Source organism: Arthrospira sp. PCC 9901, from assembly GCF_059013425.1.
Genome location: NZ_CP102296.1, coordinates 4111661 through 4134675, shown reverse-complemented (window position 1 = coordinate 4134675; position 23015 = coordinate 4111661). Strand labels below are relative to the sequence as shown.

Here is a 23015-nt window from a genome sequence, read left to right as displayed (position 1 = left end):
CCATGCTAGACGAACAAGCAAAAACAACCATTCTCCGAAAAATGCCCCACGCCCTATATATTTGTGGAGTCAAAGAAGGAGACGAAATCAATGGTTTTACCGCCAGTTGGGTGATGCAGTCATCCTTTAAACCACCCCTAGTGGTAAACTGCGTTCGCAATGACTCCCGGTCCCACGCCATGATTAAAGCCAGCGGTGTGTTCGCCCTGACTTTTTTAGAATTGGGACAAAAAGACATTGCCCAAAAATTCTTTAAGCCCCAGCGTTTAGTCGGTAGCAAATTCGAGGACCTGGAATTTTACCTAGGAGAAACAGGCTGCCCCATTCTCTCAGATTCTCTAGGCTACATCGAGTGTAATGTAGTTGGTAGCGTCGAAAAAGGTGACCACTCCGTTTTCGTCGGGGAAGTAATCGCGGCTGGAGTTCACCGAGAAGGGGAAATTCTCTCCTTAGCGAGTACAGGATGGAATTACGGAGGTTAAAACAGGATTTATGCCATTGATTAAAGTCAAAACATCGGTTTCTCAACCGGAAAAATCCCAAGTTGAAAGTTTACTCAAGGATTTGTCAGCATCCCTGGCTAAACATCTAAGTAAACCCGAATCCTATGTGATGACTGCTTTTGAACCTGATGTTCCTATGACCTTTGGCGGTACCACGGACCCGGTATGCTATATCGAAATCAAAAGTATTGGTAACATCACCCCAACCACTACTAAAGCTATGAGTCAGGATTTCTGCCAAAAAATTAATCAGGCTTTAGGTGTCCCCAGCGATCGCATATATATTGAGTTTGCTGATGCACCCCGGACTATGTGGGGCTGGAATGGTAGCACATTCGGCTAGGTGACTTAACAGATCGTTAACAGTTGACATCAGACCCGCCGTGAAATTAACGGCAATTGGCAACCCTCTCCCGGTGGGAGAGGGAATCAGTTTTGATTATATTTCGTCCCCCGTCATAGAAAGTCGGTTTTGCAGGTGGCGGGTTTCTTTAGAGAAATTCTGTACAAAATCTGATGCTGTGATAGTATCTGGGTGGATTTGTCCGAGTACGGGCGGGTTCTCCAATCATCCTCTATCTTGACCAGATTATTGGTGAACCTTCCCCTACGGCTTAATTGCCTTTTGTGTGTGGTGGAGGAGATTCCAGGAGTGCTCAATAGGATGTCAACAGGATATTCAAGCATTAGTGTAGGGCGAGGTCAACTAGACCCTCTACGGATTGGGGTAATTGGTGTTGGCAATATGGGACAGCATCACACGCGGGTTCTCAGTTTGCTCAAGGATGTACAACTGGTGGGAGTTTCCGATGTTAATGTGGAACGGGGACTCGACACAGCCAGTAAATACCAGGTTCGATTTTTTGAAGATTATCGGGATTTGTTGCAATATGTGGATGCGGTTTGTGTCGCGGTTCCCACCCGTCTACATCACTCGGTAGGAATGACTTGCCTCAAGGCCGGAGTTCATGTGTTGATTGAAAAACCGATCGCTGCTAGTATTTCCGAAGCAGAGTCTTTAGTCAATGCAGCCGCAGAATATCAGCGCATCCTACAGGTCGGACATATTGAAAGGTTTAATCCGGCCTTTGCTGAACTTGGTAAAGTCTTGAAAACTGAGGAAGTTTTGGCTTTAGAAGCACATCGCATGAGTCCATACTCCCACCGGGCTAATGATGTGTCCGTGGTGCTGGATTTAATGATTCATGATATCGACTTGTTAATGGATTTAGTCCCCGCCCCGGTGGTGAAGTTAACTGCTAGTGGCAGTCGTGCTTCAAATTCCGGTTATCTTGACTATGTGACGGCTACTTTGGGTTTTGGTAATGGCATTATTGCCACTCTCATCGCTAGTAAAGTCACCCACAGGAAATTGCGCTCTATTGTAGCTCATTGTAAAAATTCCCTCACGGAAGCAGATTTCCTTAATAATGAGATTTTAATACACCGCCAAACTACGGCCGATTATGTGACTGACTATGGCCAGATTCTCTATCGTCAGGATGGATTAATTGAAAAAGTCCACACTAGCAATATTGAACCTCTCCATGCGGAATTAGAGCATTTTGTCAGTTGCGTTCATGGTGGAAATCAGCCGTCAGTAGGGGGAGAACAAGCCTTAAAAGCCTTGCGATTAGCAAGTTTGATTGAACAAATGGCTTTGGATGGTCAGGTCTGGTCGGCGGGAGAACTACCATATCCTATCAACTCCCCGACGGTTCAAGTCGGTTGATAGCTCCCCCGGAAAACAGACCCACCGAGTGGCTCTCTCTCGGTCTCCCAGAGGGAGCCAGAAAAGTCTCTTGACCGCTTGGAATTACCGCCCCACTGAAAATATCTGTTCTCCGGTCAAGTTTAATTAGAGGAAAGTTGCTGATTGTAGCAGATTGGCTGATTTTGTCTGTCCCCCTGGCATGAGGTAACATCGCTTATAGGTAGTCCAGCAGGTAGTCGAGGACTGCTCGCGGGGAGTTCCCAAGAAAAGGACGGGGCTTGTACCCTTGTTTATAGTCACAGTTTCAGTCCCAAATCAGAACCCGATGATTTGTCAAGTGATTCATAACTCCAGGGTTCGCGCTACTATGAGAATTGGGCAGCCCTGAGCCATAGCACCTCTGTTTGATGTGAATTATGCCTAAACGCGGTCAATCTTCATTTCGCCGTCTTCTGCTATCCCGGATTTTGCTGTTAAGCCTTCCGGTGTTGTTGGTTGGACAATATGTGACCTATCGCAAAGCTCGTTCAGCCTTACTAGAAACGGCTCGTCTGAACTTAACTGAAAGTGCAGTGAAAAAAGCTGCGGGTATTGATGAATGGGCGAAGTCCTTGAGATCAAGTCTGATTTTAGTGGCTCACAGTTCCGTTTTGCAGTCTGGAGAAGAGGAGAATTTTCAAGGTTTTCTCGAAGAGGTCGTCTCCGAATTACCTTTTGAGGTCAACTGTCTGCAAATGACTAATCTGGAAACCAATCAGATAGTAGCTAGTACCTGTGGCGAGGGGGCGCGGGTTCAATTTCCCCAGAATTTATGGTCTGCTACTCAATCTCAGAACTGGGCTGTGAGTCAGTCGGAAGCTCATATTATTAATGTGGGAACTACAGAGGCTGACAACGGCTTTTTTCCCCAACATCTCGATGATAGTGAGTCCGATAGTCCAGAGGGAAGTAGAGTTTTACTTCGCCGCCAAAATAATCAACTAAGTTTAATTTCTATTGCTCCGGTTTATATTGCTGATGGAGAAGTTAATCGACTCCGTTATGGATTAAGTCTGGAGTCTTATTCTTTACTCAGAGGTGAACACACCCCGAAATCTTTAACAGGTTCGACTGTAATTTTAGATGAAGCTGGAACTATTGTGGCTCATCCTAATTTGCAGTCTGTGGGATTGAATATTAGAGATCACGCTGATTCTCAGCGGCTAGAGAGTTTACTGCGTAGTGCGTTGGCGGGTCGTACTAATTTTATTCATTTGTTTGCTTTTGAACAAAATGGGGAAGAATTATTGGCGGGATATCATGCTATTGAAAGTCCGGTTTTTCCCAAGAATAATGATGGTCAGTGGGTCATCTTGGCGGTGGCGAGTTTAGATGATGCTCTCTATGGTTTAAAGGATATTAATTCGGTTTTAGTTGTGCTAATTCTGAGTTTAATTATAGCGATTATTAGTGCAGCATTATATCTATCTAGGGATTTGGCGCGTCCTTTAGAAAAACTCCGAGATTATGCTTTGCAAGTTAACAGCATTGAATCCCATGTAGAGGTTCCCAAAAATCTGAAAATCCGGGAAGTTGAGCAGTTGGCTCAGGCTTTGCGGACCATGGTTGATCGTTTGCAGTCTCGCGCTCAAGCCTTGGCTTTTGCGACTAAGGAGGCGCGGGTGGCTAACCAGCTAAAAGATGAATTTTTGCGGGTTATATCCCATGAGTTAAGAACCCCGCTTAATGGCATTATTAATTCCCTGAATTTGATTCAGGAAGGATTTTGTGACGATCGCGATGAGGAAATGGAATATTTACAGATGGCTAATGACTCGGCTCTGCATTTATTTGATATTGTTAATGATATTTTAGATATTGCTTTGATTGAGGAGGGTCAACTATCTTTATTTTTGGAACCGACGGACTTGGGGGTGATTCTCCAAGAGGCGATCGCTTTACAAACTCTGGATCTTCAGCAGAAAGGTTTAGATTTAAACTTAATGTTATCCCCTGAACCTCTGGAAGTACAAGCAGACCGAGATAAACTTAAACAGGTTTTTATCAATATTATTAATAATGCTGTCAAGTTCACCAAAGCTGGTAGTATCACCATTTCTAGCAAACTTGAACGCTTCCCGAATTGGGGGAATGCGATCGCTTCTAATTCCGGTCAGATTATCAAAGCATCTGAACAGGTAATTGTAACTATTGTTGATACAGGAATTGGGGTAATCCCAGAGAAGCAAAGCCAACTATTTCAGCCTTTCGTGATGGTTGATGGTTCCACCACTAGGGAGTCGGGAGGAGTGGGTTTAGGATTAGCGATCGCGCGTCGTCTCATGGAAATGATGGGTGGCGGTATTAAACTTGACAGCGCCGGACATGACCAAGGTACTACAGTTACTATCGCTATGCCAACTTTACAAGCAGCAACACCACCTTCTCAAAATCAGAAGACTACCAGAAAATCTAAAAAGAAAGTTAAAAGTTGACTCATAATTTGGTCTGGCACGGATCATTGGTTATCCTAGAGAAAGAAATAGTCCTCATTATACTGTGTTCAGATTTCGCCTAGGAGTATGTCAAAGCCAAATTTCTGAGTCTCATCATGGATAAAATTAAATTTCGCAGATATAAAAGAACAGCAGTTATCACCCTAGTCCTGATAGCATCAGTCGGTCTGGAAGCCTGCGCCTCTTACCATAAAAGACGAGAAGTATATAGAAATCTTCAGGACTGTCATCAACAATGGGGTGAAGCTGATCTATGTGAACCAATTACCGATGGTTCCTACCCCGTAGGTTACCATTATGGTCCTTACTATAAACATCGCGGGGGTCGCTACTATTACTATCGTAGCTTTAATTCTAGCCCTCGTGCTGTTCCATCTAGTGCAGGTATTCGTAATACCACTCCTGGAGGTAGAAGTCCCTCTGTTGGTGGTGTGACACGAGGTGGTTTTGGTTCCGGTGGTCGCGGCGCTACATTTAGAGGTGCAGGAGGGAGTCGAGGGGGTTAAATTTAATCAGCCTATTGTCGGCGGACTCGGCGTTTATACTGGCTGTCTGCTTCTTGAATATTTAAGTAAGGACTAGGATCTTCGGCAACCCATCCTAAATTGGAGTTATAGCGGACTTCAAAATGAAGGTGGGGGCGATCGCTACTTGGTCGGCCCGTCTGACCCACTAATCCTAGAGTTTCCCCTAATGCTACTTGCTGTCCGGTGTCAACCACCGTTTCCAAAAGGTGAGCGTAGCGGGTTTGTTTTCCCTGGGCGTGATTAACTACCACCAGATTACCATAGCCCTCTCTATATCCAGCAAAAGCTACCACACCTTTACCTACAGCTAAAACAGGAGTTCCGGTAGGTGCGGATAAATCAATACCTCCATGAAATACTACTTGACCACTAACAGGATCTAACTGCCACCCATAGCGAAACAGTACCTCAGTCATAATTGGTAATGGATGGCTAGATAACAGGTTAGGGGAGGGAGTAACTGGCGGCGCAGGTGCCCAGTTGACTCCGGGAATAAATACTACCCTGGGTTCAGGTTGACAGCCATTGACTTCAAAAATTACATCCGCCCTGGTATTATGGGCGCGGGCTACATCCACCCAGGTCTGACCGGGTTCTACTTCTATCTGAATGCCATTGTAGGGGGGAATCAGGATCTCTTGTCCGACGGAGACTACACCATCGCGTAAACTGGGATTCATACCCATGAGGGTAGCAGCAATTAAATTGTACTGTCGCGCAATGGTTTCTAGGGTTTCGCCTGGGGCGACACGATGACGTTGCACACGGGATAAAACCGGAGGTGGACAAACTTCTCGCGCTTCCTGGGAAAATACGTTAGCTCCTCCCACAGGGGCGATCGCACCTAGGAGGATAACAGAGATAAAGGCTGACTTGCAGATCATATTCAGTCCATATTAATTTTGTTTCATGGTAGCAGCCGGGCAATATTGGCTTTAATATAGCCGAGGCTGGGATACAGTTGCTAGAATTGAGGGAAGGAACTTAGCTTGATGGCTGGGGGTTCATTTGATTGAGAGCATGATTTAATCTCAAATTAGGTTAACATTTTAGGGCAATACGGTATAATAAAATAATAAGCGAGAAGAGTTGAGGATAAACCTATTGCCAGATATGTCAAACCCAAGGAAGCGGCCCAAATCCTTGGAGTCGATGAAAGAATACTCCGCAGATGGGACTCCAATGGCTCAATCGAGACCATCAGAACCCCCGCTGGGCAACGACGATACAACGTTGAGTGATATACTGCTGCCAAATCAGGCAGTGACAAACGCAAAGTCGTTATCTATGCCAGAGTTAGTAGCCACGCCCAGCAGTCCGACCTCAACCGACAGGTGGCCGCACTGTCCAACCTCTACCCCGAAGCAGAAGTCGTCTCAGAAATCCGAGGCGGGCTCAACTTCAAGGGAAAGAAAATGCTGGCCTTACTGGGACATCATTTGTCAGGAGATGTCCGCATGGTTGTCGTTGCCCACCCAGACCGATTGGCAATATGGGGATTTGACTTGTTTCGATGGCTCTGTGAGCAAAACAAGTGCTCACTCATGGTTCTCAACCAGACAAGTCTCAGTCCAGAACCAGAAATGGTTGAGGACATCCTCGCCATCCTCCACTGCTTCAGTTCCCGATTATACCGACGGAGTAAATACAAAACTCAGGTCAAAGAAGATCCGGATTTACCCCAGCCCCGAGCTAAATCAAGTCTGGCGTAAATGGCTGGCTGCTTGTCGGTATTGCTACAACCAAGCAATTGCATTATCCCGGAGTGGTAAACGACTAAGCAAGTTAAAGTTACGCAATAAAGTGATGCAGAGTGACTTACCCGAATGGGTCAAAGAAACACCCTGCCACATTCGGCAAAATGCCATCTTTGATGCCTATCAGGCTTTGAGCGCCAGTCCTGATGCCAGGTTTAGAAGTTGTCGTGACAGCTCTCAAGGGATGAAGTTCAATAATACTAATTTCTCTTCAGGGAGTTGGTATCCAAGACTAACGAAAGGATTAACTTTCATGGTTTCCTCAGCTATCCCTAAAACTTGCGGGCAAGGGACTCAGTTGGTGTTTACCAAAGGTCGATGGTTGGCGATTTTCCCTGAACCAGTTGCCGTTACCCCAACTGAAGCTACTGGCGTAATTGCATTAGACCCGGGTGTGCGAACTTTCATAACTGGGTTTGATGGCTCTCGATTTCTGGAATTTGGCTCCGGGGATATAGGACGCATTACTAGGCTATGTCAACATTTGGATGATTTGATCAGCCGAATCGCCAAGGAACCCTGTCGTTCAAGGAGGCGACGGATGAGGCAAGCGGCTCAACGAATGAGAACCAAAATCCGCAATCTAGTTGATGAAGCCCACAAACAAATTGCTCACTACTTGACTCACAACTACAGCATAATTTTTTTGCCCACCTTCGAGACTTCCGATATGGTTGCCAAGGTGAAGCGTCTAATCAGGTCTAAGACTGCCCGCGCCATGCTGACATGGGCGCATTATCGATTCAAACTAACCCTGAGACATCAAGGGGAAATAACTGGAACCACAGTTGTAGATGTGACGGAAGAATACACCAGCAAAACCTGTACTCACTGTGGTCATGTGCATTCCCAGCTAGGTGGCTCAAAAGTGTTCCGATGTCCGGAGTGTGGGTTCACTCTACCCAGGGACTGGAACGGTGCTTTGGGAATCTTTCTAAAAGCTTTGCGGGATACCGCCTCTGTTACCTTAACGGGTAATAGTGCTATCGTCGCATTGTCCGGCAATAGCCGGATAAATGTCGCGTAAATGTATCAGATATCGATCCGGTCGGAATATTTAAACATGGATTTATCTTTTAGGCAGCTAACCGTGTATCTGGCCCTACTTTCGATCGGGGGCGGTACTGGTTTAATCGGTGGTCGCTATTTGTATGCTAATCATCTGGTGACTAATTCTCCCGCCGTCCCCGTGGTTCGAGAAGTGTCCCCGGAAACTCAACCCTACTACCGTCAGAGTCCTATTGCTGCTCGCAGTAATTCCAATTTTATCGCTGAAGCTGTACAAAAGGTAGGACACTCGGTTATTCGTATTGATGCTGTGCGGACTGCTTCTAAGAATTTACCAGATGCTTTGAATCATCCCCTGTTTAAACGATTTTTTGGCGATCGCATTCCCCAGGACTCTGAACGGTTGCAGCGGGGAACTGGTTCGGGATTTATTATCAGTTCTGATGGTCGTCTGATTACTAATGCTCATGTGGTCGATGGGGCTAATATAGTCCGTGTCACTCTTAACGATGGTCGCGTGTTTCAAGGTCAGGTGAGGGGGGTCGATGAGTTAACTGATATTGCTGTGGTCAAAATTGAAGCCCAAGACCTACCTACAGCCCCTATTGGTGTTTCTGAGGGGTTGATTCCCGGTCAGTGGGCGATCGCTATTGGTAATCCCCTCGGTTTGGATAATACCGTAACTGTGGGAATTATTAGTGCGATCGGGCGATCGAGTTCTCAGGTCGGTATCCCTAATAAACGGGTGCGCTTTATTCAAACTGATGCTGCTATTAACCCTGGTAACTCAGGAGGTCCCCTGTTAAATGATCGGGGTCAAGTTATTGGCATTAATACCGCTATTCGTTCTAATGCTCAAGGTTTGGGCTTTGCTATCCCTATTGAAACCGCCCTGCGAATTGCTAATCAATTATTTGATAACGGAAGAGCAGACCATTCCTTCCTAGGGGTGAAAATGGTAGCCCTTAACCCCACCATTAAGGACGAGATGGATCAGCAACTTAATCTTAAACTGACTAAGGATCGGGGAGTGTTGGTGGTTCGGGTGGTCGAAGGTTCACCCGCCGCTAATGCTGGTATTCAACGGGGAGATATCATTAATCGAGTCGCCGGAACCCCGGTTAGCACCCCCACCCAAGTCCAAGAGCAAATACAATTGACCCTAGTGGGACAAGAGTTGGAAATTGAGATTGACCGCCTTGGAAAAACCGAAACCATGAAAGTGCAGATGGCTGCAGCTCCAGACTCCGCCCTATCAGGAGTTGACTGATTTTTGGGTAAATTACTATTACCCGTTAATCCGGTTAATCCGGTTAATCCCGTTCTGGTTTAGTTGATTGGGAACGCGAAGACGCGGTCCTGGATATATTTTCCTCCAGGTGCATACGTTGCTCCATCTGACGGAGAAAATAACCAGTCATCATGGCTGAAGCTAGTAAGCCAGCCAGGTTGTCTCTATTGGTTGTGATTTGTACGTCGAAGTCATCTGAGGGTAAAACGCCTACCAGACCTTGGACATTGCGGGAAATTATTTCTTTGATCTCTGGACTGGCTGATTGAGCAATGTGGGCTAAAACATCGGGATGTTGATGTTGTAGATAGTGCAACAGGGGGTTCTCAGAGATTTCTTGGTCATTAGACGAATGAAAGTCGGAGTTAAAAACCATGAGGTGACTTGTTAGTGTCTGCTGTACTTTACTTCTAGTTTAGTCGATTTAACTGGATGCTGTGGTATCTTCGGGCAAATTTGCTTTTAAATTTAGCGACAGTTGCTGGGGAAGTTGGTCTAGTTGAAAGTATTGATGGAATTTTTTACTTACCTGTAACCAATAGGAACGGGCTTGGGGTTGTCGTCGTTTGGTGACAAATTCTAATTCTACCAGTTCCTGAACGTGCTGATAAGCCCCCGAACCTCGTAATTCTACGAGATCGGTTTGGGTAATGCCACCATTAAGGGCGATCGCTGCTAAAGTCCGTAAAGCCCCTACACCTAATTCTGGTGGTACTAGGGTGTGCATTAGTTCCCCGTAGGCTTGGCGCAGTTGCAGGCTGTAACCTTTCTTGGTTTCCACAATTTCTAAGGCAGTATCCCGGTGGGCATAATCTGACATTAGTTGAATTATGGCCTCTTCTGCTTCGGCGCGATCGCATTGAGCTAATTGTACAATCTCGGACAAGGACAAGGCTTGACCTTTCAGGTACAAAATCGCTTCAATCTTAGCTGGGAGACTAATGGACATAAAACTGTCGGTACTTTATAACATTTCCCATTAAGTTGGGAACTATGCCACAATTATAGCCACATGATAGCATAAATTATCCTCCCTAGGGCAATTTCCGTTAACAAATAATCATTATTTACTGGCTCTATGAAGGTTAAATTAGTGGCATCTTGGGCAGCAATTGTCCCATCTCTTACCCCCCTAACCGCGATCGCTTTTTCCACCTTCACTACAGAAATGGCTGAGTCCTCCCCGACTCCCCCCAACTCCCCTGGGACCTTAACTCCTACCTGGCTGGGGCTAAGGCTGGGATCGAGAGAGATATTTGGATGCGATAATTGGCGGATTTTTGATGACTACATAGATATCAATAATAGTAGATCTTTAGACAGGATCGCTGCCCAATGATTTGAGGTTATTTTATGAAAAAATTATGGGCTAATTCTTCCCAATACATCGGATTATTAATAGCCACGGCTGTCATGGTGGCAGTCAGTGGTTGGGCTGTTGATCAAATTCCAGATTCCCATTTAACATCGGATTTAAGCGCACATCAAACTACGGAAAATATGAGGATTAATTACCAAGTCGCGGCGGCTTACACCGGTTTTGCGTTTAAGCTGTTTGATCATGTTTATCAGCATCAAAGTCAGGAAAATATTTTTATTTCTCCGGCGAGTATTACTAATGCTATGGCTATGACCTATAATGGAGCGGCGGGAACTACTCAAGAGGCGATCGCTGAAACTTTGCAAGTTCAGGGTATCAGTTTAGCAGAACTCAATCAGGCAAATTTGGCTCTCAATAACTCAATTTCAGCCATTAATCAAGATGTGCAAATTAATATTGCTAATTCTCTGTGGTTACATGAATCTGCTTTTTTCTTACCAGATTTTCTGGATAGGGTAAATCAGTTTTATCAGGCTAAACTCACAGCAGTTGATTTTAGTAGTCCTGATACGCCATCCCAAATTAATGATTGGGTTAAACAGGAAACTAATGGCAAAATTGCTCAGATTGTCCAAACTATCCCCAATCAAACTATTCTGTATCTAATTAATGCCATATATTTTAAGGGGAGATGGTCGGAAAAATTTGACGAAGAACGCACCGAATCACAGCCTTTTACCCTGATTGATGGTAGCCAGAAAATTCATCCCCTGATGTTTAAATTTGGTAATTATTTGTATCTAGAAAACTCTGATTTTCAAGGGATTAGCATTCCCTACGGTGATGATGCTAGATTTAGTTTATATGTATTTCTCCCCCGTGAAAATGTGAGCATTGATCGCTTTTATACACGGTTGAATGCTACCCAGTGGGAAGAGTGGATTAATCAAATGCGATCGCGACCAGGTTCGCTCCGACTCCCCCGGTTTAAACTGGAGTATGAAGTCGGTTTAAACGATAGTTTGAAATCCATGGGGATGGATATAGCTTTTCACCCGAATCAAGCTGATTTTTCTAATATGACTTTAGATAACAATGTACGCATTTCTGAGGTTAAACATAAGACTTTTGTAGAGGTTAATGAGGAGGGAACAGAAGCCGCTGCTGTCACTTCAGTTACGATATTATCAGAAAGTACCCCCTCCATAACTGAACCATTCTCAATGGTGGTAAATCGTCCATTTTTCGTAGCCATTCGCGATAATCAAACTCGCACTATTTTATTTATGGGTTCTATTGTAGACCCAGAATTATAGGTGCGTCAGTTTTTAAGAATTGGGTAATGATTGGGATTGACCTATTCTGACGCACCCGACCAAGCTGCTTTTTTAGGAATTCCCAAAATTACGGGAACCCGTGTAACCACTTAATTCAGCTAAACGTTCTAAAGAAATTAACCCCGGATGTAATTCGCCGTTAATTTCCCAAGCTGGATATCCGGGAATACCCTTAGCTTGACACAGATCCGGTTGGGGGTTTTCTCCAGCGGGGTCGCATTCAATATAGGTAAGATAATTGATAGCTTGCCTACCAAATAACTGTTTTTGTTGTTGACAGAAATTACACCAGTAAGCACCATACATCGCAGCACCCACATTAGTTAAATGTTGAGCTAGGGAGATATTATCTGGATTAGAAACTGAGGTGATATTGTAAGAATTTTGACTACCATCAGTGAGGGAGGGGTTATTAATGGGAGCATAAATAGCCAGAGTGCTAATTATAGTAACCATAGCGACAATGACACCTAAAAAAACCAGTTGACCGATATCTTCCCAATTACGGCCAATAATAGTTAATGCTAACAGGCTGAAAGAGGCGATCGCCGAACCGATACAAAACCAGCAAATCGATTGAATTTCAAAAGCCATGATATACATCAAATAGCTACTGAAAATCGCCATAGAACACCCACCTATAAACATCAGTATCCAGGTGTAATTTTCGGCTTTCTTCCGCCAAGTTGTCTGAGTTTCTGAACTAATCAATAGTGGGATAACCGCCATAGCAATCATATAGACATAAGCCAGAAAGCCAAACAAAGCCAGAGGTAAGCCAAAAACTTCCGCATAGGGACTATCTAGGACACTCTCACAGCCTTCTGTAGGACAGCTAGTCGGTCCTTCCTGTAGTGCTTGTATGGTTAGATAAGAGGTAATAGCAGCACCAAAAGCACCAATTCCAGCAATAATCAAACGTGACTTTTGTTGAATCCAGGGAGTTGAACGCTTACGCATTTGAATCATCTGTAATTTCTCCTAATTAGAGGTTCCAGGGAATGATGGCGGTATGGTAAACCACAAGAGATATAATTGTAACAATTTAGATTGTAATCTGGTATGGCGACTCCTATAACTATAACAGTGGGGGTTGATCCACGGGGTCTCATCTACCACAGAAACCCCTCCCGGTTGTCTGTGGCTGGCTGGTAAATGACCGCCCCAAGGATTTATGAATGATTGCAGTTTATTATATATTAGTGTATAATGAAAGTTTGATTTGCTTAATTGTCTGCCTGCTATGTCTGCCCTATCTGCTGAATTAAAAGAACGGCTATCCTCACCCCTAAAAATTGGTAAATTAGAGGTAAACAGTAGGGTGTTACAATCGCCTCTGTCAGGGGTGACAGATTTGGTATTTCGGCGCTTGGTGAGGCGCTATGCTCCCAATTCGATGATGTATACAGAGATGGTACACGCTTCCCAAATTATTCATGTGCGGGAGTTACCAATTCTGATGGAAATTGACCCAGGAGAACGCCCGATTAGTATTCAATTATTTGATTGTCGCCCAGATTTTTTAGTGGAGGCGGCGCGAAAAGCTGTGGAAGAAGGGGCGGATACTATTGATGTGAATATGGGTTGTCCGGTGAATAAAATTACTAAAAATGGCGGCGGTTCTTCGCTGTTACGACAACCGGAAATCGCTGAGAAAATAGTGCGATCGCTTAACGAAGCTGTATCAGTTCCCATCACTGTAAAAACTCGTTTAGGTTGGGATGAGGACGAAATCAATATCCTAGATTTTAGCAAACGCATGGAAAATGCGGGAGCGCAAATGCTGACCATTCACGGACGCACTCGCGCTCAGGGTTATACAGGGAAAGCTAACTGGGAATGGATCGCTAGGGTCAAGCAGAATGTATCGATTCCAGTAATTGCTAATGGGGATATTGTCTCGGTGTCCTCGGCGGTTCAGTGTTTACAGGAAACTGGCGCTGATGGAGTTATGTGTTCTCGGGGAACTCTGGGTTATCCGTTTTTGGTGGGGGAAATTGATTATTTCCTGAAAACTGGCCAGATGAAGACAGCGCCGACGGTGGTTGAACGTTTAGAATGTGCGAAGGAACATTTACAAGCACTTTGGGTGTACAAAGGTCAGCGTGGTATTTATCAGTCTCGTAAACACATGACTTGGTATGCTAAAGGTTTCCCAGGAGCAAATGAACTGCGGGAACAACTGGCTAAGGTGGAGACGGTTCAGCAGGGATGTGATTTGCTCGATGGGGCGATCGCCATATTCAAATAATTAGGAGCAATTATGGAATCATTAAAAGGACGAGATTTGCTGAGTTTGGCTGATTTGACTGTGGCTGAGTTACACTCGGTTTTATCTTTGGCGATTCAGTTAAAGTCCGGAATGCGGAAACTACAGCGAAGGAAGGTTTTGGGGTTGATGTTTTCTAAGGCTTCGACTCGAACCCGTGTCAGTTTTTCAGTGGCTATGTATCAATTGGGGGGACATATCATTGATTTAAACCCTAGTGTTACCCAGGTGAGTCGGGGGGAACCTTTGGTTGATACGGCGCGGGTATTGGGTCGATATTTAGATGCGATCGCTATTCGGACTTTTGAACAAAAGGATTTGGAAACTTTTGCTAGTTGTGCGGAAATTCCGGTAATTAATGCTCTCACAGATCGGGAGCATCCTTGTCAAGTTTTGGCGGATTTAATGACGGTTCAAGAATGTTTTAATCGCATGGCTGGACTGACTTTAACTTATTTGGGAGATGGGGCTAATAATATGGCTCATTCTCTGCTTTTGGGCTGTGCTATGGTGGGGATGAATATTAGAATTGCTACCCCATCTCAGTATCCGCCAAATCCCGAAATTGTCGAACAGGCTAAGGCGATCGCTGCTGGTAAAACTGAGGTGATTATTACCGATGACCCCGCTGAAGCTGTCCAGAAATCTCATGTGTTATATACTGATGTTTGGGCGAGTATGGGTCAGGAGAGTGAGGCGGATGATCGTATTCCTTTATTTATGCCTTTTCAGGTGAATGACAGTCTATTAGCTAAGGCTGATGATGATGCGATCGTTCTCCATTGTTTACCTGCTCATCGAGATCAGGAAATTACTGATGGGGTAATTGAAGGTGTGCGATCGCGGGTTTGGGACCAGGCGGAAAACCGAATGCACGCCCAAAAAGCATTATTAGCTAGTTTACTTTCTGATGATTAATTAACCGATACTTGCACATTAACCCGGTTCGGGCTGCACCCTATACCTCACCCACCGGGTTGATTATGTCAATTATTATTGGCAATTTAGAGATGCCAAATACAGCAAAATTAAGCTGATTTATCCCTGCCAAAAATCAAAATATCTGAGGTTTTATCTGGTCTCATTAATCATGATTAAGTGGGTATAATTAACTGGAAATTCAATCCTAATCATCATCTGGATCACCCCAGTTGGCGGGGACTTTGCCGTTAGTGGTCACCCTTTTGAGAATTTTCTTGTCAACATAAAATCGCTTGGGAGGTGCTGGTTTTTTGGCTGGAGCGGGTTCCGTTCGCCAGATTAATCCTAGTAAGATCACACCAATGAGAACAGCTTCCATATCTTGAAATTCCTCACTAAATTACGATGGAGAGTACCTGCTACGCGCACGGTACGCGATCGCTTTTCACTACAGCCCCTATAGGGTGATTCACCCCTCCGACCTCTGTAGTTTTTCTGGATTTAACACCAGTCTAATCATCGATTTCGGCAATGTCAATAAAAAGGCCCACTTTTTAGTAAAAAATTACCCAATTACCTACCGGGTGCTGATTTAGCCATGGCTTTTACGGATTAACCTAGTTGTGTGCTGTGGTTAACGTAATATTAACAACTGTATAATCATGGCTGTGAGGATTAATTGAAGGTCAGCGATAGTAGCAATTATATCTGAGGTGATCATCATTCTCAAGATAGATGTTTATAATGCCCTTATGGTGCTACACTCATCAGTGTAAATTAGAGTATGAGGATATGGCTTAAAATTACTTCAACAACTAACTCCAACACCTATTAAGTATATATACCATTTAGCTGAAGGGGAAATTAGATTGATATGGATCCCTATATATATCTCCAACCATCTATAATTTATTTTTATATAAATAAAATTGATGATATGATCGCCTCAGATATGTTTTATAACTAAAAATAATCCCATAAATTGAGGGTAGTATGTATGTCCCAATTAGCAACTTTTAAAATTCCTGAATATTCAGTAGAATCTAAATTAGGGGGTGGCTTAACAGTGGTAAACCAGGAACAGTTAACCTGCTTGAGACGAGGGGTTGCATTTTGGAACAAATGGCGAGAAGATTACCCGGAAGTACAGCCGGATCTGATGAATGCTAACCTCAAAGGAATGTATCTCAAAGGGATTAATTTTAGAGAAACTAACCTCACAGATACGGATTTAAAAGGAGCCTATTGTTTAAAGGGAAGTTTCCAAAATGTTGAGGGTGATCAAGCTCATTTTGATGGTAGTTATTTGAAAGAGGCTGATTTTACTGGGGCTTATTTGCAAGGGTCAAGTTTTAAAGGTGCTGACTTGCGAAATGTCAATTTTACTAATGCTCATTTGGTGGGTGTAGATTTTCGAGGTGCTGATATTCAGGGTGCTGATTTTAGTGGCGCAAATCTTTACCGATCGCAATTAATGGGAGTGATCGCCAGTGAAACTAAATGGTGTAAAGCTAATCTATTAAGTGCTAATTTATTAGGTACAGACTTACGGTCGGCTAACCTGGAAAATGCTAATTTAACTCGCGCTAACCTCGAAGAAGTAAATTTGTCAAATGCTTTAGCTTTCCATACAAATTTTGAGCAAGCTACACTGACCGGAGTATGTATAGACCAATTAAAGATTAATAATCAGACTAATTTCCGGCGGGCTGTCTGTGATTTTGTTTATCTGAAAGCTGATAGACAAGGGCGTTATCCTTTCCCTTCTAATTATCAATCTTTAGAAGAAGATGCGATCGCACTAATTTCTCGGATTTCCTCCAAGTTGATACCCATGCGATCGCCTAGTTCTTCCCCCGTTTAATAGTCGCTGAGTAACTGCTTAAACTTTTGTCCTAGCCCAAGCAGTTCCTCTCCAAATAGTCACAAATAAGACACCGGAAACCAAAGCCCCTATATTCCACTTAACCGAATTTTTGAAGAGGGTAATTCTGCGGTTTCTGCGGGTTTGTTCTGCTTCAATTTGAGTCCTTTGCGCCGTAGTAGACAGAAAACCAGAAAGCTCTTCTTTAATTTGGTTCACCTGTTCCCGGTTTTGAATATCAGGAGAGCGTCCTTGGGTATCCAGACGGCTGAGAAGTTCCCGCATTTGGTCTTCTGATGTGGTCTGTTCTAACTGCTGCTGAACCGTTTGAATATCCGTGATGCGTTGTTCCACTTGACTATCAATTTGCTCACTGCTTTGTTGCTCAATTCTCAGAGTATTGAAAATCCCTAGGGGAACCATTAAAATAAATAGTACACCTAACAGTAACGAAAACCAGGAAATGAACATTAACAAAGGTTCTTCAAATCGACCTCGTAAATTGCGTTCCCCAAAGAAAATAAACACCAGAGAAATGAGAGGAACAGCAGACCTTTCCACAATCCCCCCCATAGTTTGAAACTCCCAAACCGGGTTCATAAGTTGGGGAGGAAGTATAATGGTGAGCAAATCTAGCATTGATAAAAATAATAACCCGTAGCCAACCGCTCGCAGGGGAGGAATAGTTTTTAACAGGTTAGAGCTGAACTTCCAAAGTACCTCTATTTTATCATTAAGAGGCTTGCCATCAGATTGAGTCATAGGTTTAAAAGTTGGTAAATTGAGAACGGGTATAATCAGCGATCAAGTCGAGGGAAACGAGGATGCCACCACTGATACCAAACTTGCCAAACTTCCTCTAACATTGGGTAAGTTTCCTCAAAAGAATTATTGGACATTGGCAGTGATAAATGAGACCACAAACATCGGTGATCTCTTAGGGGTTCTGCTCCCATGATAACTGGTATAAGTCGGGAAAAGTGTAAGTCATAGGTATAGCGGTTTTGAATGAACTGTTCGTAGGTGATAGCACTAGGACCTCGTGGATTAATACAAGATCGAAGGTAGACACGGGAATTGTGAACCGAAAGGCTATAGGAACCTGTATTATTGGTGCGAGTTAGTGTCGGAAATTGTGCGGTAACAGAAACATCCCTCGGATCATACTGGCGAAACAGTTTTTCATTGGGATGAGGATGATCAACATATCGCATTTCTATCTGTAGAATTTTATCATTCTGCTGATAACGATAAATATTTCCCCAGGGTTCTGTCAGTGCTTCACTTTCCTGATGCTGCCATCCTGGTAAGGGGACGATCGCCGGAAAGGTAAAGGGTTCGACAACTTGTTCAGTAGTTTTCTGGGGTTCTAGGATTGATTTTCCTAGAACTATAACTACTCCCCCAAATGTTAGCACAAGTAATGAAATTCGCAAATTTTCCCAGATTTTCATAACATTTATGGGCTGAGGATGTCTTGATTAGTTGGTGGTGTATCCTGTTTAATCATAAACCAACAAAAACAGCCAAACAATGCCACCGAAATCATGGAAAATATCAGAGACCCTTCTCCGACGTGCCAGTAATCAACTGCTTCGGGGTTTTGGGCATTAGCCAGCACAGCTAATAAGACAATCCGAAATCCATTGACTACAAAACTAATTAATACTGCTACCACGGGAATAATAATTTTTTTCCAGAGTCCTTCTAGGGGAAACATCACCATAAATAGCACTGATAATCCTAACAGGTAAAACATTCCTTCTAACCCGGAACATCCCATATTGACACTCACTCCTCCCTCCGGTAGCATGACGTTAAATTGCTCCAGAGAAACATCAGCCCCAGAGTACCATAAAATTAAGGCGGCAAATTTAGCAGTAATACCTGAAATATCTACTAACGGCCAAATAAATACTTTGGGAACACCCAGAAAAAATAAGATTGTTAGTTCCCGCCAGTATTCCCGAAAGCCACTAAAACCGGAAGCTATTAGGGTCCAGCCCAGGGCTGATATAAATGGCGAAATCCCTAACCAGTTAGAAGTAGGACGGGTGGCGCTTTTTAGCAACACTATGGCAATTATTAGCATCCCTAATAAGGTGGCAAAGGGGCTGCTGGTTTGCTTTGCTAATTCCTGGCGTTTCTCCCATACCAAGGAAGATGCAGATAGCCAAAACATGATACTTAGTGCCAAAAAACTGACGTTATTACGATGATAAATTAGGGTGAGGTGAATTGACATTAAACCGGCGGCGATCGCCATCAGCCAAAATTCTGACTGTTTCCAGGATTGAATTGACCAAAAATTAGGTGTGTTCATCATCAATTTTTTACCAAATATTACTATGGTCAAATACTCTAGCCATTATCTATCGGATACTAGGACATTCATCAATGGGGGTAATTTCCTACAGATGTAGATGTCTGGGTTGTCAATAATAGCCTAGCTAGATTATAGCTGGAAGGGGGGATTTATATAGCGATCGCCTGGAGAATATAGTCTCTCAACAGATAACTATATTGCTGTAAGTCTCAAATACTAAATATTATTATGATTTTCTGATAATGTTGATTTTTGTTAACAATATCTAAAATACATGGTATTTTCAGATAACATCCCTTACACTTTGCTGATAACAGTAGTTTATCAGTAACTTATTGATGATTGACATTAGTATATTCCCCCCGGCTCATGTAGTGATTAATCTTGTCCCAGTTATATTAGGTCAACAGAATACAGTTCCACAACTAGATATTCCCTACGAGCAAGTAGAACCAAACCCAGGAATATTGCTCGGCTATTTAATTGGCTATTTAGTGTTTGGTTTTTTATCATGGAAAATTTATCAAAGATGTGGAGTAGAAAATGCTTGGTTTGCTTGGATTCCCATTTTAGGAACCTATATAAATTTCGTGGCGGGGGATGAAGATAACCCGATTTTATGGACAATTTTGATGTTCATTCCCTGCGTCAATATTATTGCCATAATTTGGTTCATTAAAGCCTGGATTAGAATTTGTAAAAAACTAGAAAAAACTCCATGGTTAATTCTTTTGTGGATAGTTCCTGTGGTAGGAACCTTAGTTTTCTACTCCTATCTCGCTTTTGGTTAAGTTAATGTGGGAATCAAAATGATGCTAAAACTCAAGCACAGAAAAACGATATTTTGGTTTTTGATTGCCTTATTAGCTGGGAGTTCCATGGCGGTATATTCCCAGTCAGAGATTAATTTTTTCGTGAAAACTTTTGAACTTGTGTTATTTCAGCAATTGGCAACCGTGGTCATTTACCTAACCTGTTTTGGGGTAGATTTGCTAAAAAGTCGCTAATTGATGGGGAATTATAATGGTAGGTAAAACACTCAAATCGCCTGTTCTGCTTTCTCGCCAACAGCGACAAAAACGGATGTTTAGTTTAGCGATCGCCTTAATACCTATTATCGGTAGTATAGGGTTTAACCTAGGTATTCATCTGGAGTTTTTGAGATGTCCGCTAATGCGATATGTGGGGGTTCCTTGTCCAGCCTGGGGGTTAACTAGATCGTTAATGGCTACAGTCAGAGGTGACTTAAATCAGGCGATCGCCTACCATTTATTCGGTCCCCTAATTTTCTTGGGTTTTGTGATTGCTATTATTCATCTAATTTTGGAAATTATCAAAAATCGAAAATTAGATATTTTTTATATTCACTGGTTAACTAATCCCCAGGTACAAATTTTGATTTTTCTGATTCTACTCGGCTATCACAGTGTGCGATTGCAACATTTGTGGCAAATTGGTAAACTGTATCCATCTTTCCTAAACTCCCCGATAGGACGCTTGCTCCTTAGCTAAATCTCCGATAGCATCTGAAGGCTATGATCATCAAAAATTTGCCAATCTTCCAGAATTCAGTTATGATGTGTAGGCATTGTTGCTAACTGAGGAGGATCATGAAAACCTGGTCGTGGATTTTACCCCTAGAGGCGATCGCTTGTTTAGACAAATCCCTAGGGGGTAACCATGAATAATAAAATACTCCGAAAAATCACTTATTTTATCAGCATTTTTGTCTTGACATTTTCCTTAAATGTCGCTTTTCACAGTCCCGCTTTCGCTCAATTTTCCTTATCTCCCGCCTCATCAACCACTGATCAGCAAAGTCAAACCTTTTTGTGGAATGTCAACCGCGCTTATAGCTGTGGTGCTAGTTGGTGTAGCAAAGTTTATTTAGGTGGCCAAGGTTTTCGTGGCGGATTAACCCTCGGTGCGCGACGGAGTTTAGAACAAGATGACCGCGAAACTGCCTTAACCTTAGAAAGACGTGCAAAATTAGTACAGGAAGCCTTTAATCGAGGTCTCCGCAATATTAGCAGAAATCAAGAATTACCACCAACATATCATCGAGAAGATTGGCAGTTTTGGCGGTTGTTTAATAATGATAAACCTCTCCATCCATTTACGCCGCAATTAAATATAGGTATTAAGAATAATGAAACGGTAATTTATACTCGACCAGATCCTGATTTACGCATCCCTCGAGTTGTAGTAATAACCGTCAATAATCATGATGCCATTGTTAATGGCACAACAGTTGAAGAATTAGCATCAGTTTGGCGAGACCAAATCACCCAATATGCTAGTGAGGCATTATGGGGCAAAGAATTTGATGCTCAATATCCTTTAGCAAGAATTACAATCAGCTTGGTTATTGTGGGATTTACTTTCCTATGTCTGAGGCTGATTTCGGGGTTACGCAAATTACTAAAACAATGGCGCAATCGAATTCAAATAAAATTAAAAAATCTGGTCGATGAGGCGAAAGTTAACCCCGAGACCTTATCAGGAGAAACTATTTCTGATGCTGTAGTTAACCCGAATGAAGACATCAGTTATGATGCCGATGAAGTTGAGGATGTGAAAAGTAATGGGAAACGCTATACTTCGGGTTATTTTAATCAAAAGATTCATGAAAAAATCAATCAAATCCCTAAACTGATCGCCAGGAGATTAAATAGTCAAGTATCACTTCAGCAAGAAAAAAACTTAGTAGAATTATTGCGGAGATTTCTGTTTATAGGGGAATTATTAGTTATTTTAATGGGTATCAGTTTAATTTGTTTTGTATTTCGGCAAACTCGTCCTTTAATTATTATGTTTGCCTATCAAGCAATTCTGATACCTAGCCTGTGGATTAGTATTAGCTTAATTGATAAGCTGTTAGATTTTTTCATTGATAATACCTTAAATAGTTGGGCTAAAGAAAAACAAGAATCCCATCCTAATTCTAACCGTTACACTATGAGAGTTAGCACCTATTCTCCGGCGCTAAAAGGTGGTAAAAGTTGGCTTTTCTCCGGTCTGGGAATTTATTTGACTGTGGCAATTATGGGCATCAATACGGCTTTCATAGCCGGGGCAGGAGCCTTCGCTTTATTGACAGCTTTTCTATCTCGAAATTTAATAGAAAATATGTTAAATGGCATCTTAATTTTTATTACAGACCGTTATGCTGTCGGTGATGTAGTCCAAATTGGCAATTTAGCCGGAGCCGTAGAAAGCATGAATTTGTATTGTACTAATCTCCGCAATTTAGATGGTCAATTAATAACTATTCCTCATGGTCAAATCACCACAGTTATTAATAATACTAAAGACTGGTCAAGGGTTAACCTAGGCTTGAAAATTGCCTGGGATGCTGACATCAGAAAGGCTATGGAAATTATTCTTAAAGTCTGTCAAAAGATGCAAAATGAGCCGGAATGGTCAGACAAGATTTTAGAACCTGCTGAGATTCTGGGAGTTGATGATATTTCCCATGAGGGGATTGTGATCCGGTTTCTGGTTAAAACTATACCTAGCCAACAATGGGCGGCAGCAAGGACCCTGCGGTTACGACTCAAACAAGCCTTAGATGAAGCAGAAATTGCCCTAGGTGTTCCTCAGCGTTCCTTATGGTATCATAAACATGATAATCAAACTTCTGAGGATTTCCTTAATTTGCTCAAGCCCTGATTATTAGTTA

General features: G+C 42.9%; 23 protein-coding genes and 1 pseudogene. 15 read left to right on the top strand and 9 right to left on the bottom strand.

Annotated features, from left to right (window positions below; translation table 11 throughout):
- The first annotated feature begins 2 nt into the window (after window positions 1-2).
- From NLZ44_RS18435 to NLZ44_RS18415, 5 genes are all read left to right on the top strand, one after another.
- Window positions 3-482, top strand: a complete 480-nt coding sequence (locus NLZ44_RS18435; RefSeq protein ID WP_006620443.1) for a flavin reductase family protein — start codon at window positions 3-5, stop codon at window positions 480-482.
- A 10-nt stretch (window positions 483-492) separates the two neighbouring features.
- Window positions 493-846: a phenylpyruvate tautomerase MIF-related protein gene (locus NLZ44_RS18430; protein WP_493750716.1), complete on the top strand. Its 354-nt coding sequence runs from the start codon at window positions 493-495 to the stop codon at window positions 844-846.
- A gap of 321 nt (window positions 847-1167) precedes the next feature.
- On the top strand, window positions 1168-2235 hold the full coding sequence (locus tag NLZ44_RS18425; protein ID WP_493750715.1) for a Gfo/Idh/MocA family oxidoreductase: 1068 nt from the start codon (window positions 1168-1170) through the stop codon (window positions 2233-2235).
- 398 nt (window positions 2236-2633) lie between these two features.
- Entirely contained in the window at window positions 2634-4691 is a 2058-nt protein-coding gene (locus NLZ44_RS18420) for a sensor histidine kinase (RefSeq protein WP_493750714.1), read from the top strand.
- 116 nt (window positions 4692-4807) lie between these two features.
- Window positions 4808-5218 carry a hypothetical protein gene (locus NLZ44_RS18415; protein WP_006620349.1) on the top strand — a complete coding sequence of 137 codons (411 nt, stop codon included), beginning with the start codon at window positions 4808-4810 and terminating at the stop codon, window positions 5216-5218.
- Between the two features lie 11 nt (window positions 5219-5229).
- Here the strand turns inward: NLZ44_RS18415 and NLZ44_RS18410 are convergent, their stop codons facing one another.
- Entirely contained in the window at window positions 5230-6123 is an 894-nt protein-coding gene (locus tag NLZ44_RS18410) for a LysM peptidoglycan-binding domain-containing M23 family metallopeptidase (protein ID WP_493750713.1), read from the bottom strand.
- Between the two features lie 219 nt (window positions 6124-6342).
- Here NLZ44_RS18410 and NLZ44_RS18405 point away from each other — a divergent pair.
- The 3 genes and pseudogenes from NLZ44_RS18405 to NLZ44_RS18395 all read left to right on the top strand — a co-directional run bounded on the left by NLZ44_RS18405 (window position 6343) and on the right by NLZ44_RS18395 (window position 9274).
- Window positions 6343-6951 (top strand): annotated as a pseudogene (locus NLZ44_RS18405) (IS607 family transposase).
- Complete coding sequence (locus NLZ44_RS18400) at window positions 6908-8023, top strand: RNA-guided endonuclease InsQ/TnpB family protein (protein WP_493753031.1); 1116 nt, start codon at window positions 6908-6910, stop codon at window positions 8021-8023. The pseudogene NLZ44_RS18405 and the gene NLZ44_RS18400 overlap by 44 nt, the downstream one beginning before the upstream one ends.
- Window positions 8024-8059: 36 nt before the next feature.
- Window positions 8060-9274: an HhoA/HhoB/HtrA family serine endopeptidase gene (locus NLZ44_RS18395; protein WP_048895391.1), complete on the top strand. Its 1215-nt coding sequence runs from the start codon at window positions 8060-8062 to the stop codon at window positions 9272-9274.
- Between the two features lie 43 nt (window positions 9275-9317).
- Here NLZ44_RS18395 and NLZ44_RS18390 read toward each other — a convergent pair whose 3' ends face one another.
- The 3 genes from NLZ44_RS18390 to NLZ44_RS18380 are packed head-to-tail and all read right to left on the bottom strand — an operon-like array spanning window position 9318 to window position 10492.
- Window positions 9318-9671, bottom strand: coding sequence for a DUF760 domain-containing protein (locus NLZ44_RS18390; protein WP_006620345.1), 354 nt, complete (start codon window positions 9669-9671; stop codon window positions 9318-9320).
- Window positions 9672-9719: 48 nt separating this feature from the next.
- Window positions 9720-10244, bottom strand: a complete 525-nt coding sequence (gene scpB / locus NLZ44_RS18385) for an SMC-Scp complex subunit ScpB (protein WP_006669738.1) — start codon at window positions 10242-10244, stop codon at window positions 9720-9722.
- Between the two features lie 53 nt (window positions 10245-10297).
- Entirely contained in the window at window positions 10298-10492 is a 195-nt protein-coding gene (locus NLZ44_RS18380; RefSeq protein WP_071776832.1) for a hypothetical protein, read from the bottom strand.
- Window positions 10493-10648: 156 nt separating this feature from the next.
- Between NLZ44_RS18380 and NLZ44_RS18375 the strand changes: the two genes are divergently transcribed.
- Window positions 10649-11932, top strand: a complete 1284-nt coding sequence (locus NLZ44_RS18375) for a serpin family protein (RefSeq protein WP_493750712.1) — start codon at window positions 10649-10651, stop codon at window positions 11930-11932.
- 72 nt (window positions 11933-12004) lie between these two features.
- On the opposite strand, the gene NLZ44_RS18370 is transcribed toward NLZ44_RS18375, so the two are convergent.
- Window positions 12005-12922, bottom strand: a complete 918-nt coding sequence (locus NLZ44_RS18370; RefSeq protein ID WP_493750711.1) for a vitamin K epoxide reductase family protein — start codon at window positions 12920-12922, stop codon at window positions 12005-12007.
- 274 nt (window positions 12923-13196) lie between these two features.
- On the opposite strand from NLZ44_RS18370, the gene dusB reads away from it, so the two are divergent.
- A complete protein-coding gene (dusB, locus tag NLZ44_RS18365) occupies window positions 13197-14204 on the top strand; it encodes a tRNA dihydrouridine synthase DusB (RefSeq protein WP_006669735.1) in 1008 nt (335 codons plus the stop codon).
- A 12-nt stretch (window positions 14205-14216) separates the two neighbouring features.
- Entirely contained in the window at window positions 14217-15140 is a 924-nt protein-coding gene (gene argF, locus NLZ44_RS18360) for an ornithine carbamoyltransferase (protein ID WP_187758565.1), read from the top strand.
- Between the two features lie 208 nt (window positions 15141-15348).
- Here argF and NLZ44_RS18355 read toward each other — a convergent pair whose 3' ends face one another.
- The gene (locus tag NLZ44_RS18355) at window positions 15349-15522 is read right to left on the bottom strand and encodes a hypothetical protein (RefSeq protein WP_493750710.1); all 174 of its coding nucleotides are present in this window, start codon (window positions 15520-15522) and stop codon (window positions 15349-15351) included.
- Window positions 15523-16140: 618 nt separating this feature from the next.
- On the opposite strand from NLZ44_RS18355, the gene NLZ44_RS18350 reads away from it, so the two are divergent.
- A complete protein-coding gene (locus NLZ44_RS18350) occupies window positions 16141-17007 on the top strand; it encodes a pentapeptide repeat-containing protein (protein ID WP_493750709.1) in 867 nt (288 codons plus the stop codon).
- Window positions 17008-17025: 18 nt separating this feature from the next.
- Here NLZ44_RS18350 and hpsJ-A read toward each other — a convergent pair whose 3' ends face one another.
- Genes hpsJ-A through crtA form a run of 3 tightly spaced genes read right to left on the bottom strand, consistent with a single transcriptional unit; the run spans window position 17026 to window position 19333 of the window.
- Complete coding sequence (gene hpsJ-A, locus NLZ44_RS18345) at window positions 17026-17769, bottom strand: HpsJ-like protein, cyanoexosortase A-associated (RefSeq protein ID WP_493750708.1); 744 nt, start codon at window positions 17767-17769, stop codon at window positions 17026-17028.
- Window positions 17770-17804: 35 nt separating this feature from the next.
- Window positions 17805-18461, bottom strand: coding sequence for a cyanoexosortase A system-associated protein (locus tag NLZ44_RS18340; RefSeq protein WP_493750707.1), 657 nt, complete (start codon window positions 18459-18461; stop codon window positions 17805-17807).
- 5 nt (window positions 18462-18466) lie between these two features.
- A complete protein-coding gene (gene crtA / locus NLZ44_RS18335) occupies window positions 18467-19333 on the bottom strand; it encodes a cyanoexosortase A (RefSeq protein WP_493750706.1) in 867 nt (288 codons plus the stop codon).
- A gap of 338 nt (window positions 19334-19671) precedes the next feature.
- On the opposite strand from crtA, the gene NLZ44_RS18330 reads away from it, so the two are divergent.
- The 3 genes from NLZ44_RS18330 (at window position 19672) to NLZ44_RS18320 (ending at window position 23005) form a co-directional block, all read left to right on the top strand.
- Entirely contained in the window at window positions 19672-20124 is a 453-nt protein-coding gene (locus NLZ44_RS18330) for a hypothetical protein (protein WP_111892285.1), read from the top strand.
- 232 nt (window positions 20125-20356) lie between these two features.
- Window positions 20357-20845: a DUF2752 domain-containing protein gene (locus tag NLZ44_RS18325; protein ID WP_006620354.1), complete on the top strand. Its 489-nt coding sequence runs from the start codon at window positions 20357-20359 to the stop codon at window positions 20843-20845.
- Window positions 20846-21013: 168 nt separating this feature from the next.
- A complete protein-coding gene (locus NLZ44_RS18320) occupies window positions 21014-23005 on the top strand; it encodes a mechanosensitive ion channel family protein (RefSeq protein WP_493750705.1) in 1992 nt (663 codons plus the stop codon).
- The last annotated feature ends 10 nt before the right edge of the window (window positions 23006-23015 follow it).